This is a genomic window from Ramlibacter sp. 2FC (genome assembly GCF_005503345.1).
GTDB lineage: Bacteria > Pseudomonadota > Gammaproteobacteria > Burkholderiales > Burkholderiaceae_C > SCMQ01.
In genome coordinates this window covers 12,704-25,405 of record NZ_SCMM01000006.1, presented here as the reverse complement: position 1 = coordinate 25,405, position 12,702 = coordinate 12,704, and the positions used below count along the sequence as shown (strand labels likewise).

The following is a 12,702-nucleotide window of genomic DNA, read 5'->3' as shown; positions in this document are numbered from 1 at the left end:
GCGGGATCAGGCCACGCTCTTCTTCAGCCACTCGGCGAAGGCCGCGCATTCCCAGCGCTCCATGGCGCCGGTGCGCCAGCACAGGTAATGCGCGTGCGGGCTGGGCACGTTGCGCGCGTACAGGCGCTCGAGCGAGCCGTTCTCTATCCAGGGCGCGCCGAGCTTGAGGCGCACCAGGGCCACGCCCAGACCCTGGGCCGCGGCGTCGCACATCAGGCCGATGTCGTTGAACGACGATCCCTCCATGGGCTCGGGCCAGTCCAGGCCGTGGGCGGCGAACCAGGTGCGCCAGGGCTCCAGCGGGCTGCGCAGCAGCGGCGCGCGCAGCAGGTCCTCGGGCGCGTCGAACGGCCCGTTCTCGCGTATCCAGGCCGGCGAGGCCAGCGGCGTGACCTCGTCCTTGATCAGGCACAGGTGCTCGACGTCGGCGTAGCGGCCGGTGCCAAAGCGTATGGTCAGGTCGGCGTCCTCGGCCACCACGTCCAGCAGCGGGATGCTGACCTGCAGCGTGAGGTCGATCTCGGGGTAGGCCTCGGCGAACTGGCGCAGGCGCGGCATCAGGATGGAGCGCGCGAAGGTCGGCGTCACGGCGAGCTTGAGCTTGCGCTTGCCCGGCGAGGCGGCGGCGCCGGGGAACCTCTGCAGCGAGGCCAGGCCCTCGCGCACATGGGCCAGGTACTCGCTGCCCTCGGTGGTCAGCGAGAAGTCGGCGCGGCCGAACAGCTTGGTGCCAATGATCTGCTCGAGCTGGCGCACGCGGTGGCTGACGGCGCTGGGCGTCACGCACAGCTCCTCGGCCGCCTGCGTCACGCTGCGCAGGCGCGCCAGCGCCTCGAAGGTCAGCAGGCATTGCACCGGGGGAATCCTGATGGTCATGTCTGAGTCTCGCGTGACGCTTTCGGGGCAGGGGGTTAGCGGAACACTACCGTGCGGTGCCCGTTCAGCAGCACGCGGTGCTCGCTGTGCCACTTGACGGCGCGCGCCAGCACCTGGCTCTCGGTGTCGCGGCCCACGGTGGTGAGGTCCTCCACCGTGTGCGTGTGGTCCACGCGCGCCACGTCCTGCTCGATGATGGGGCCCTCGTCGAGGTCGGCCGTCACGTAGTGGGCGGTGGCGCCGATCAGCTTCACGCCGCGGTCGTGCGCCTGGTAGTAGGGCTTGGCGCCCTTGAAGCTGGGCAGGAAGCTGTGGTGGATGTTGATCGCGCGGCCGGCGAGCTTGCGGCACAGCTCGTCCGACAGGATCTGCATGTAGCGCGCCAGCACCACCAGCTCGGCCCCCTCGGCCTCGATGATCTCGTACTGCCGGGCCTCGGCCTGGGCCTTGGCCTGGGCCGTCACCGGGATGTGGTGGAAGGGCACGTTGTAGCTGGCCGCGAGCTGGTAGAAGTCGCGGTGGTTGCTGACGATGGCGGCAATATGAAGCGGCAGCAGGCCGCTCTTCCAGCGGAACAGCAGGTCGTTCAGGCAATGCCCTTCCTTGCTGACCATGATCACGGTGCGCATGGGCTCGGTGGTGGCGTGCAGGTGCCAGGCCATCTGGAAGGGCTCGGCGAACTGCCGCAGCTGCGCCCGCAGCTCCTCGGGCGCGACCTGGTCGCAGGCGAACTGCACGCGCATGAAGAACAGGCCGGTGTCGTGGTCGTTGTACTGCGCGGCTTCCTCGATGTTGCCGCCGCGCTCCAGCAGGAAGCCCGAGACCGCGTGCACGATGCCGGGGCGGTCCGGGCAGGACAGGTTCAGGATGTAGGCGTGGTTCATAAGCCTCGAATTGTCGCAGGACGGCCGGGCGCCCGGCGCCGGGGCTGCGGCGGCCCGGCTTCGGTGCCAGAATGAGCCCCTGGCCGCGTTCGGCAGCTGAGGAGACAAGCGCATGGACCACAACGATTTCCGCATGGACCACCACTGGCTGCCCTTCACGTCGAACCGCGATTTCCGCCAGGACCCGCGCGTGTTCGTTGCCGCCGACGGCATGCATTTCAGCACCCACGACGGCAAGCAGGTGCTGGACGGCGTGTCCAGCCTCTGGTGCGTGGGCGCGGGCCACAACCGACGGGCCATCAACGAGGCCATCAAGAAGCAGTTGGATACGCTGGACTACGCCACGGCCTTCCAGGCCAGCAACGACCAGGCCTTCCGTGCCTCCGAGATGATCGCCGCGATGGCGCCGGGCGACCTCAACCAGGTGCTGTTCTGCAACTCGGGCTCCGAGGCGGCCGACACCTCGCTCAAGCTGGCCCTGGCTTACCACCGCGCGCGCGGCGAGGGCCAGCGCCAGGTCTTCATAGGGCGCGAGCGCGGCTACCACGGCGTGGGCTTCGGCGGCATGAGCGTGGGCGGCATCCCGGCCAACCGCAAGGCCTTCGGCGGGCAGCTGCTGCCGCGCGTGGACCACATGCGCTTCATCCACGACCCGGTCCGGCACGCCTACATCCACAACCAGGAGCCGGTCTGGGACGAGGACCCGTTGCTCGAGCTGGAAACCCGCATCCTGCCCTTGCACGACCCGTCCAACGTGGCGGCCATCATCGTCGAGCCGGTGGCCGGCAGCGCCGGTTGGTACCTGCCGCCCCAGGGCTACCTGCAGCGCCTGCGCGAGATCTGCGACAAGCACGGCATCCTGCTGATCTTCGACGAGGTGATCACCGGCTTCGGCCGCCTGGGCGCCAACTTCGCGGCGGACTTCTACGGCGTGCAGCCCGACATGCTGAACTTCGCCAAGTGCGTGACCAACGGCGTGGTGCCGCTGGGTGGCGTGATCTGCCGCGACTTCATCCACGAGGCCGTGATGAGCGCCGGCGGCCCGGCGCATGCGGTCGAGTTCTTGCACGGCTACACCTACTCGGGCCATCCGGTGGCCTGCGCCGCGGCCATCGCCACGCTGGACCTGTACCGCGAGGAGGGCCTGTTCGAGCGTGCCGGCCGCATGGGGCTGGCCCTAGGCGACGCCATGCACCAGGCCCTGCGTGGACTGCCCAACGTGGTCGGCATACGCACGCTGGGCCTGGCCGGCGCGGTGGAGCTGGCGCCGCGGCCCGGCGCGCCGGGCAAGCGCGGCTACGAGGTCTTCCTCGACTGCTTCCACCATGGCGCCCTGGTCCGCCCGGCCGGCGACAACCTGGTGCTGGCGCCGCCCTACATCGTCGAGCAGGCGCAGATCGACCAGCTGGTCGGCACCCTGGCCGAGGCGATCCGGCGCCAGGCCTGAGCGCAGCCTCGCTCAGGGGCGGGGCGGCAGGCGCTCGCGCAGCCCCGCGCAGGGGTCGCCCGGCGGCAGGGCCGGCGTGGGCCAGAGCAGGTCGCCATCGGCGAGTCCGATCTCGGCTGGCGCCAGCTCGGCGCCGCCGGAGCGGGCCAGCACGATCTGCAGCGAGGCCGTGCTGGGCAGGTGGCGCGGCACACCGAGGTCGCGCCGCACATGGACGCTGCCGGCGATCAGCAGCACGCTGCGGCCGGAGCTGCGCGCCCGGGTCAGGGTGTCCGCCATGGCCTGGTCGCGCGCGATCTGCACGCGTAGCATGGGCGCGATGCGCGGCTCGGGCAGCAGGCCGCAATGGCCGTCGCGGATCAGCGCCTGCAGGCGGGTCAGGCCCGCCGCGTCGAGCCGCGCCTCGAGCGCGGCGTCCTGCGCCGCCGCGCCCATCTGCGCGCGCGGCAGGTTGGCGCCCAGCACCGGCACGCCGGCGCGCACCGCGGCCATCACCACCGGGCCATAGCGCGCCCAGGGCCAGGCCGCGTCCTGCCAGGCCAGCGCGGCACGCACCTGGTCCTCGTCGGCCGCGGGCGGCAGGCCGGCCGTGCTGCGGCCCTGCTCGGCCATCTCCAGCACCAGCCCCGCCAGGGCGCCGCGCGCGGCCAGCTTGTCGACCAGCCGGTGCTGCAAGCTCGCATGCTCGGGCGCGTCGTGCTGCTCGCCGAACAGCAGCAGATCGACTGGCCGCAAGCCGGCCAGGCGCTGGTCTTCGCCGGCCGCGAGGGCCGGCGTCGTCAACGAGCGGCAGCCGCCCAGCAACATGGCCGAGGCGAGCAGGGCGGTGACAGCGAATCGACAGGGCATGCCGCGATACTACGTGCACTCCCGATTCCCGTTCATGCGATTTCAAACTGCTGTCCGCGTGCTGGCCACGCTGGGGCTGGCCCTGGCGGCGGCCCAGCTCTGTGTCTGGCTCAAGACGCCCATCCCCTGGATGATCGGCCCTCTGCTGGCCACCGCCTTCGCCTCCATGGCCGGCCTGCCGACCCTGAGCTCGGGCGCGCTGCGCAACGGCGGCCAGTGGGTCATAGGCGCTGCCCTGGGCCTGTATTTCACGCCGCAGGTCACGGCCCTGGTGGCGGGGCTGTGGTGGGCCATCGCGCTGGGCGTGGTCTGGGCCCTGGGCCTGGGTGCCCTGTTCGGCCTGTGGCTGGAACGCCTGCACGCGCCGACCATGCCCGAGGTCGCGGCGCCGGCCATGCGCGCGACGACCTATTTCGCCGGCGCCATCGGCGGCGCCTCGGAGATGACCCTGCTGGCCGAGCGCCAGGGCGCGCGCACCGACCTGGTGGCGGCGGCGCACAGCATGAGGCTGGTGGTCGTGGTGCTGGCCATCCCCTTCGCCATGCAGTGGGCGCGCAGCCACTGGGGGCTGCAGGCCCTGGACATGACGCCGCCCGGCCCGCGCAGCGCGCAATGGCCGGGCCTGCTCTGGCTGGCGCTGGCCACCGGCGCGGGCGCCTGGTTGGCGCAGCGCCTGGGCCGCGCCAACCCCTGGTTCATGGGCGCGCTGGCCGTGTCCATGGGCCTCGCCATGGCCGGCCTGCAGCTCTCGCCTATCCCGACCTGGCTGTCCAATGCCGCCCAGCTGGTGATCGGCGTGAGCCTGGGCGTGCGCTTCACGGCCGAGTTCCTGCACACGGCGCCGCGCTGGCTGCTCTCGGTGGCCTTGGGCACGGTGTTCATGCTGTTGCTGTGCGCGGGCCTGGCCGGCCTGCTGGCCTGGGCCACTGGCCTGCACCCGGCGACCATGATCCTGGCCAGCGCGCCGGGCGGCATCGCCGAGATGGCGATCACGGCCAAGGTGCTGCAACTCGGCGTGCCCGTGGTCACGGCCTTCCAGGTCTGCCGCCTGGTGGCGGTGCTGCTGCTCGTGAACCCGCTGTTCGGCTGGTGGCGGCGGCACGCCTGAGCGCCCCGGCCCGGGCGGACCGGGACGGCTGCCTTTGACAACCGTTCAAAGTGTTGTCAAAATCTCCAACATGAAAGCGCGGCTACTGGTCCGGCAGCGTATTGAAGTCCATGCCTTTGCATTTGCCGAACTGGTGATCTGGCAACTGCCGGTGCCGCTGAAGGGCAGTGTGCACCGCTTCAAATACCGGCTCGCTTATGTGGTGGACGGTGTCTGTGTGCTCAGGTATGACAACGAAGCCGGCAAGGGCGATCACCGGCACCTGGGACAGATCGAAACCGACTATGCATTCAGCTCCCCGCGCCAACTGATGGCCGATTTTTTCGGTGATATCCAGAGGTACAACCATGAACACGCTGACGATTGACGTTTGTTCTCTGACCGAGAGCCTGGCTGAAGCCGCCCGAGCCATGGAAACAGGACAGGCGCAGGTAGGACCGCGATACAGTTTTTCCTCCGCGCAGGCGCTCATGCGCACCCTGGGCGGCAAGCGCTTCGATTTGATCCAGGCCCTGAGCGGCGCCGGCCCCGTTACCCTTCGCGAAGCCGCCCGCCGGGTGGGGCGCGATGTGAAGGCGGTGCATGGTGATGTGCACGCCCTGCTGGCCTGCGGCGTGTTGGACAAGACCGCTGACGGAAAGATCGAGTTTCCGTATGACGCGGTGCATGTGGATTTCCTGCTGAAGGCGGCGTAAGGCCAGGCCGGCGAGGCTACCGCAGCCAGGGCTCGAAGGCCTTGGCCAGCCGTTGCAGCACGGCCGGCTCGGGCAGCGGCAGGCGCATGCTTGCCTGGCCGGTGACGGGGTCGCGCTCGATGGCTATCGGTGCCGCGCCAGCGGCGCCACGAGCCGCCGCCAAGCCCTGCAGCAGCGCCGCGCCGGCTTCGAGGACGGCGGCCCAGGGGTCGGCGGCATCAGTGGGGCTGCCAGGCTCGGCGACGGGTGCCGCGCTCGCTTCGCTGGGGCTGGCTGAAGCTTCGGGTTCGCCGAGGGCATGGCTCTGTGCGACGCCGGGTGCAATCGGCTCTGCGATCACATCCGCTTCGTCCTCGCCCATGGCGCCGGCCACCTGCTCCACGCTTTCCATGAACTTGGACAGGCGCGTGCCCTGCAGGAACACCTCGCGCTCGCCACCATCGAGCACGCCCGCGAACAAGGATTTCTTGAAGGCCAGCACCGACAGCATGCCCTCCTCGATGCTGCCCTGGCCGACGAAGTTGACCACCTGCACGCCGCGCGACTGGCCCATGCGGTGCACGCGGCCTATGCGCTGCTCCAGCACGGCCGGGTTCCAGGGCAGGTCCATGTTGACCACCACGGCCGCCGCGTGCTGCAGGTTCAGCCCCACCCCGCCCGCATCGGTGGACAGGAAGAGGCGGCAATCCGGATCCTCGTGGAACTTTTCCACCAAGGCGCCGCGCTGCTCGCCCGGCACGCTGCCGCTGAACAGCACATGGCCCCAGCCGCGCTGCACCAGGCGGCGCGCGATCAGCTCATGCGTGCCCAGCCACTGGCTGAACACCACCACCTTGGCCGCCGGGTCTTCGAGCAGCTCGTCGAGCAAGGTCACCAGCTCGTCGACCTTGTGGCCATGGTCGGTCTCGTGGTCGAGCAGCCAGGTGCTGTTGCAGGCCATGCGCATGTTCTGCAAGGCGCACTGCAGGCGGCGCTGGTCGGCGTCCGACAGGTAGCCGGTCTTGCGCCAGCGCGAGACGATGCGCGTGACGATGGCGCCGTTCTCGTCGTGGTGTACGCGCTGCTCAGGTGTCAGCGGCACGAAGATGCGGTTGTCGACCCGCTCGGGCAGCTGCGCCAGCACCTCGGCCTTGCGTCGGCGCAGCATTACCGGCGCCAGGGTCTGGCCGATGCGGTCCAGCGCGCGGTAGCCGATCACGCGCCCGGCCTCGTCGCGCAGCTGGTGCTCGTCGAGCAGGCGCCAGGTGGGCCCGAGCCGGTGCTGGTCGACGAACTGCACGATAGAGATCAGCTCCTCCAGCCGGTTTTCCAGCGGCGTGCCGGTCAGCACCAAGGCATAGGGGCTGGCGATGCGCTTGAGGGCACGCGCGGCGATGGTGTTCCAGTTCTTGATGCGCTGCGCCTCGTCGGCAATCACGAGGTCCGGTGCCCAGTCGGCGATCAGGTCCGCATCGCGCGCCAGGCTTTCGTAGTGGATGATCTTGCAGAAGGCCTCTTCGCGGTATTGCAGCTGGCGCTGCGCGCGCAGGCCGTGGATCACCTGCGCCTGGCGCTCGGTGAAGCGTGCGAACTCGCTTTTCCACTGGTGCTTGAGCGAGGTCGGGCACACCACCAGCACGCGCTGCACGCCGAAGTGGCGCGCGAACAGCTCGGCCGCGGCGATGGCCTGGATGGTCTTGCCCAGGCCCATCTCGTCGCCGATCAGCGAGCGGCCGGCACGCGCGGCGAACAGCGCGCCCTCGGCCTGGTAGGGGTAGAGCTTGACTTTCAAGAGCCGGGCGAGCGCCTGGTCCCGGATGCCCTTGGGGTAGGCCTCCAGCAGGGCCGCCTGGCGGCGCTCGCCGTCGCGCAGCTGGGCGACGAACTGCCAGACGTCGTCGTGGCAGCGCAGCTCGTGGCCGCAAGCCTGGGCGGTCCGCATCAGCTGCTCCAGACCATCGAGCCTGTGGCGCGCAAGCGCACCGCCCGCAGCGGCGTCGAACAGTCTTGCGGCCTCGTTTTGCAGGACGGGCGGGCAGCCCGTGCCGGCGCGAAAGCGCAGCTGGCGTGCCTGCGTGTAGTCGAGCCAGATCTCGCTGTACACGGACTCGAATCCGCGTGCCAGCGCCGCCTTGCCGCCGCGCCGGCCGCGCAGCTTGGCGAGGGTGAACTCGATGTGCTTGCAGGTGCCCAGGTCGTTGGTGGCGTAGTCGGGGCAGGTGCAGAAGTTCTGGCCCGGGGCTTGGCCGCGGATGGCCACGCGGTAGTGCGTGCCGCTCGCGGGGTTGTGCACACGGAAGTCCGAGTACACCGGCTCCTGTCCCAGGTTCTCCAGGCCGAATGGCTGTTCGCTGCCGAATTGGCGGCGCAGCGCGGTTTGCCAGTCGGCGACCTCGAGTTCGGGCGGGCGGCGTGTGCGCGAGAGGCGGGGTTCGGGCGGCTGGGAGGCTTTCGCTTTCGATTTCGATCTGGGCTTGCGCGGGGCTGTGGACGGCATCATCGAGGCAGGGTGCGGTTGTGAATGGCGGCCTTGATTCTCGCTGACCCCGCCGCGGGGCGGGCGCGTCTGCTCAGCCCCCAATCCTGACCACGGTGCGGCCCCTGACGCGACCCTGCACGAAATCCTCGAAGGCGCCGGGCAGGGCGTCGAAGTCGATCTGGCGCGTCATCGCCGCCAGGTGGCGCGGCCTGAGGTCGCTGGCCAGGCGGTCCCAGACGCGCTGGCGCGTGGGAAAGCCCATGTAGCCGGAATCCACGCCGAGCAGGCTGACGCCGCGCAGGATGAAAGGGAACACCGTGGTGTGCAGCTCGTGGCTGGCCGCATTGCCTATGCTGGCCACGGTGCCGGCCTGCTTCATGGTCGCCAGCAGCCAGTGCAGCACCTGGCCGCCCACGTTGTCCACGGCCCCGGCCCATTGACCGGCTTCGAGCGGGCGCAGCTTGTCGAAAGCGATCTCCGAGCGCAGGCGCACCTCGGCCGCGCCGAGACCGCGCAGGTAGTCGGCCTCCTCGGCCTTGCCGGTCAGGGCCGCGACCTGGTAGCCCGCGCCGGCCAGCATGTCTATGGCCAGCCCGCCGACCCCGCCCGTCGCGCCGGTGACGACCACCGGGCCGCGCTCCGGCGCGAGGCCGTTGTCCTCCATGCGCTGTATGGCCAGCGCCGCGGTGAAGCCGGCCGTGCCCAGTGCCATGGCCTCGAACAGGCTGAGGCCCGCCGGCAGGGGCAGCACCCAGCCGGCCGGCAGGCGCGCGTACTCGGCGTAGCCGCCATGGTGGGCCACGCCGATGTCGAAGCTGGTGGCGATCACCGGGTCGCCGGGCGCAAAGCGCGGGTCGGCGCTCTCGACCACCTCGCCGGCCAGGTCGATGCCGCCCACGCAGGGAAAGCGGCGGATGATCTTGCCCGCCCCGGTGGCGGCCAGCGCGTCCTTGTAGTTGATGCTCGAGTAGTGCACGCGTATCGTCACCGCGCCGGCGTCGAGCTGGGCAGGGTCCAGCATGCTCAGGCGGCCGGCGACCTGGCCGCTTTGCGGGTCCTGCTCGATCAGGTAGGCCTTGAATGGGCTCATGGGCTTGTCTCCTTCGGGCTGTTCGTCCACATCATAAAAAAACGGCACCCGAAGGTGCCGTTGCCTGCGTCAGCGCGGGGCCGGGATTCAGGCCGCGCCGGCCTTGACCTTGAGGCGCCAGGCGTGCAGCAGCGGCTCGGTGTAGCCCGAGGGCTGGGCCTTGCCCTTGAACACCAGGTCCAGCGCGGCCTGGAAGGCGGCGCCTTGCGGGTTGGCCACCAGGGACTTGTAGCCGGGGTCGCCGGCGTTCTGGCCGTCCACCTTGGCCGCCATGCGCTCGTAGGTGGCGCGCACCTGGGCCTCGCTGACCACGCCGTGGTGCAGCCAGTTGGCCACATGCTGGCTGGAGATGCGCAGCGTGGCGCGGTCTTCCATCAGGCCGACGTCGTTGATGTCGGGCACCTTGGAGCAGCCCACGCCGGCGTCGATCCAGCGCACCACATAGCCCAGGATGCCCTGGATGTTGTTGTCCAGCTCCTGCTGCCTCTCGGCCTCGCTCCAGTTCGGCGCGGAGGCCACGGGCACGGTCAGCAGGCCGGTCAGCAGGGTCTCGCGCTCGGCCTCGGCGTCGATCTTCTCCAACTCCTGCTGCACCTGGGCCACGTTGATCTGCAGGTAGTGCAGGGCATGCAGCGTCGCGCCGGTCGGGTTCGGCACCCAGGCGGTGTTGGCGCCGGCCCTGGGATGGCCGACCTTCTGCTCCAGCATCGCGGCCATCAGGTCCGGCGCGGCCCACATGCCCTTGCCGATCTGGGCCCGGCCAGCGAGGCCGCAGGACAGGCCGACCAGCACGTTGCTCTTCTCGTAGGCCTGGATCCAGGCGCTGGTCTTCATGTCGCCCTTGCGGATCATCGGGCCGGCCAGCATGGCGGTGTGCATCTCGTCCCCGGTGCGGTCCAGGAAGCCGGTGTTGATGAAGGCCACGCGGCTGGCGGCGGCGGCGATGCAGGCCTTGAGGTTGACGCTGGTGCGGCGCTCCTCGTCCATGATGCCCAGCTTGACGGTGCTGTCCGGCAGGCCCAGCAGCTGCTCGACGCGGCCGAACAGCTCGCTGGCGAAGCCGACCTCGGCCGGGCCGTGCATCTTGGGCTTGACGATGTAGACGCTGCCGGTGCGCGAGTTGCGCAGGCCCGTGCCGTCGGGCAGGGCGCCATGGCCCTGCAGGTCGTGCAGCGCGATCGTGGTGGTGACCACGGCGTCCATGATGCCCTCGGGGATCTCCTTCACCGAGCCGTCGGCCGCGGTGTAGAGGATGGCCGGGTTGGTCATCAGGTGGCCCACGTTGCGCACGAACATCAGCGAGCGGCCGTGCAGGCGCAGCTCGCCGCCGCCCGGCGCGGTGAAGACGCGGTCGGGGTTGAGGCCGCGCGTGAGCTGCTTGCCGCCCTTCTCGAAGGTCTCGGTCAGCTTGCCCTTGTTGATGCCCAGCCAGTTGCTGTAGCCCAGCACCTTGTCCTCGGCGTCCACCGCGGCCACCGAGTCTTCCAGGTCCAGGATGGTGGACAGCGCGGCCTCGAGCACCAGGTCGCTGACGCCGGCCAAGTCGCTGGCGCCGATCGGGGTGCTGCGGTCGATCCGGATCTCGAGGTGGTTGCCGTGCCGGCGCAGCAGCACGGACGACGGGGCCGCCGTCCCGCCCAGGTAGCCGACGAACTGGGCGGGGTCCTGCAGGCCCGTGGTGCTGCCGTTCTTGAGCGTGACGACGAGCTGGCCGCCCTGCACGGCATAGCCGGTGGCGTCCTGGTGCGAGCCGCTGGCCAGCGGCGCGGCCTGGTCGAGCACATTGCGCGCGAACGCTATCACCTTGGCGCCGCGCGCCGGGTTGTAGCCCTTGCCCTTCTCGGCGCCGCCGCTCTCGGGGATGGCGTCGGTGCCGTACAGCGCATCGTAGAGCGAGCCCCAGCGCGCGTTGGCGGCGTTCAGCGCGTAGCGCGCGTTCGTGATTGGCACCACCAGCTGCGGGCCGGCCTGGGTGGCGAGCTCGGCATCCACGTTGGCGGTGGTGGTCTGAACCTGGGCCGGCTGCGGCACCAGGTAGCCGATCTTCTCCAGGAAGGCGCGGTAGGCCGGCATGTCGGTGACCGGACCCGGGTGGGCGCTGTGCCAGGCGTCGAGCTCGGCCTGCAGGCGGTCGCGCTCGGCCAGCAGGGCGATGTTCTTGGGCGCCAGGTCGGCCACGATGGCGTCGAAGCCCTGCCAGAAGCGTGCGCTGTCCACACCGGTGCCGGGCAGCACCTGGTCTTCGACGAAGCGGTAGAGGTTGGTGGCGACTTGCAGTCGGTGGACTTGGGTGCGTGCGGTCATGTGAAAAACCTCGACGAGTGAGAGTGGGAAGCGGTCAGGCACGCCTGCCGGGTGCCAGCATGACTGGACTTTATTCGAATTTTTTGGGTTTATAAATAAGCAAGAAAGCTCTAAACCAGTGACTTTTTCGTAAAAGTTGCTGGCCTCAGGGCAGCTGCGCGCTGAGCTGGCGCGCGGCCTCCAGCACCGGCCTGACATGGCGCTCGTCGTAGCGGTGCGCCGGCATGGTCAGCGTGAGGGCCGCCGCAAGGCGGCCGTCGGCGTGGAACACCGGGGCCGAGATGCCGGCCAGCTCGGCGGCGCGGTCGCCGACGCCGGCGTAGTAGCCGCGCTCGCGGATCGCCGCATAGCGCTGGCGATCCTGGGCCGACAGGCCGGGGCCCAGGCCCTGGGCGCCGAAGGCCATCAGCACGCGCCCGCCCGCGCCGCGTTCGGCCGGCAGCAGGTCGCCGACGCGGACATGGTCGCGGATCGGCTGCGGCGAGTCCACGCGGTACAGGCACAGGCGGCTCAGCTGCGGCGCATGCCCTTGCAGCACATGGTAGGCCGCGCTTTCCTGGGTCTGCGCCACGAGCTGGCGCAGCACCGGCAGCACCAGGCGGTCCAGCGAGAACGAGGCCGCGTAGACGGCGTGCAGCCGCGCCACCTCGATGCCCAGCGCATAGCGTCCGTCGTCCAGCCGCAGGATCAGCTGTGCGTGCTCGAGCGAGGCCAGCAGGCGCAGCACCGTGCTCTTGTAGAGCCCGGTGCGCGCGGCCAGCTCGGCCAGGCCCAGGGCGTTGTCGCCGGTGCGGAAAGCGGCCAGCAGCGAGAGCGCGCGGTCCACGGCGGCGGCGCCGCCGGGGGCGGCTTGCTGGTCGGCCAGGGATTCGGTCTGGGCTTTGCGGGGCATGGTGGGAACTCCTGAGGCAGGGCCGGCCGCGGCTTGACAAGGCGGCCCAGGGTCTGCGAATATTTTGAAAGAAAGAACTATGTTCTATCTTACGGAATT

General features: G+C 70.2%; 11 protein-coding genes. 4 read left to right on the top strand and 7 right to left on the bottom strand.

Going from position 1 to position 12,702, the window contains the following annotated elements:
* Window positions 1–6 precede the first annotated feature (6 nt).
* Both FFS10_RS04275 and purU read right to left on the bottom strand, forming a co-directional pair.
* A complete protein-coding gene (locus FFS10_RS04275) occupies window positions 7–876 on the bottom strand; it encodes a LysR substrate-binding domain-containing protein (RefSeq protein ID WP_137891840.1) in 870 nt (289 codons plus the stop codon).
* A gap of 35 nt (window positions 877–911) precedes the next feature.
* Window positions 912–1,760: a formyltetrahydrofolate deformylase gene (gene purU / locus FFS10_RS04270; RefSeq protein ID WP_137891837.1), complete on the bottom strand. Its 849-nt coding sequence runs from the start codon at window positions 1,758–1,760 to the stop codon at window positions 912–914.
* Window positions 1,761–1,872: 112 nt separating this feature from the next.
* Between purU and aptA the strand changes: the two genes are divergently transcribed.
* Window positions 1,873–3,207 (top strand): omega-aminotransferase AptA, encoded by a 1,335-nt coding sequence (gene aptA / locus FFS10_RS04265; protein WP_137891835.1) that lies wholly within the window; start codon window positions 1,873–1,875, stop codon window positions 3,205–3,207.
* 12 nt (window positions 3,208–3,219) lie between these two features.
* Here aptA and FFS10_RS04260 read toward each other — a convergent pair whose 3' ends face one another.
* Window positions 3,220–4,056 carry a ChaN family lipoprotein gene (locus FFS10_RS04260; protein WP_171016014.1) on the bottom strand — a complete coding sequence of 279 codons (837 nt, stop codon included), beginning with the start codon at window positions 4,054–4,056 and terminating at the stop codon, window positions 3,220–3,222.
* A 34-nt stretch (window positions 4,057–4,090) separates the two neighbouring features.
* Between FFS10_RS04260 and FFS10_RS04255 the strand changes: the two genes are divergently transcribed.
* The 3 genes from FFS10_RS04255 to FFS10_RS04245 all read left to right on the top strand — a co-directional run bounded on the left by FFS10_RS04255 (window position 4,091) and on the right by FFS10_RS04245 (window position 5,859).
* Window positions 4,091–5,164 (top strand): AbrB family transcriptional regulator, encoded by a 1,074-nt coding sequence (locus FFS10_RS04255; protein ID WP_137891833.1) that lies wholly within the window; start codon window positions 4,091–4,093, stop codon window positions 5,162–5,164.
* A gap of 70 nt (window positions 5,165–5,234) precedes the next feature.
* Window positions 5,235–5,531 (top strand): toxin-antitoxin system TumE family protein, encoded by a 297-nt coding sequence (locus FFS10_RS04250; RefSeq protein ID WP_137891831.1) that lies wholly within the window; start codon window positions 5,235–5,237, stop codon window positions 5,529–5,531.
* The gene (locus FFS10_RS04245) at window positions 5,512–5,859 is read left to right on the top strand and encodes an HVO_A0114 family putative DNA-binding protein (protein ID WP_137891829.1); all 348 of its coding nucleotides are present in this window, start codon (window positions 5,512–5,514) and stop codon (window positions 5,857–5,859) included. The genes FFS10_RS04250 and FFS10_RS04245 overlap by 20 nt, the downstream gene beginning before the upstream one ends.
* A 16-nt stretch (window positions 5,860–5,875) precedes the next feature.
* On the opposite strand, the gene FFS10_RS04240 is transcribed toward FFS10_RS04245, so the two are convergent.
* The 4 genes from FFS10_RS04240 to FFS10_RS04225 form a co-directional block, all read right to left on the bottom strand.
* Window positions 5,876–8,338, bottom strand: a complete 2,463-nt coding sequence (locus FFS10_RS04240; protein WP_249931166.1) for a DEAD/DEAH box helicase — start codon at window positions 8,336–8,338, stop codon at window positions 5,876–5,878.
* Window positions 8,339–8,408: 70 nt separating this feature from the next.
* Window positions 8,409–9,407 carry an oxidoreductase gene (locus FFS10_RS04235; protein ID WP_137891827.1) on the bottom strand — a complete coding sequence of 333 codons (999 nt, stop codon included), beginning with the start codon at window positions 9,405–9,407 and terminating at the stop codon, window positions 8,409–8,411.
* A gap of 87 nt (window positions 9,408–9,494) precedes the next feature.
* Window positions 9,495–11,711: a malate synthase G gene (locus tag FFS10_RS04230; protein WP_137891825.1), complete on the bottom strand. Its 2,217-nt coding sequence runs from the start codon at window positions 11,709–11,711 to the stop codon at window positions 9,495–9,497.
* A gap of 145 nt (window positions 11,712–11,856) precedes the next feature.
* Window positions 11,857–12,603, bottom strand: coding sequence for an IclR family transcriptional regulator (locus FFS10_RS04225; RefSeq protein WP_137891823.1), 747 nt, complete (start codon window positions 12,601–12,603; stop codon window positions 11,857–11,859).
* Between the last annotated feature and the right edge of the window lie 99 nt (window positions 12,604–12,702).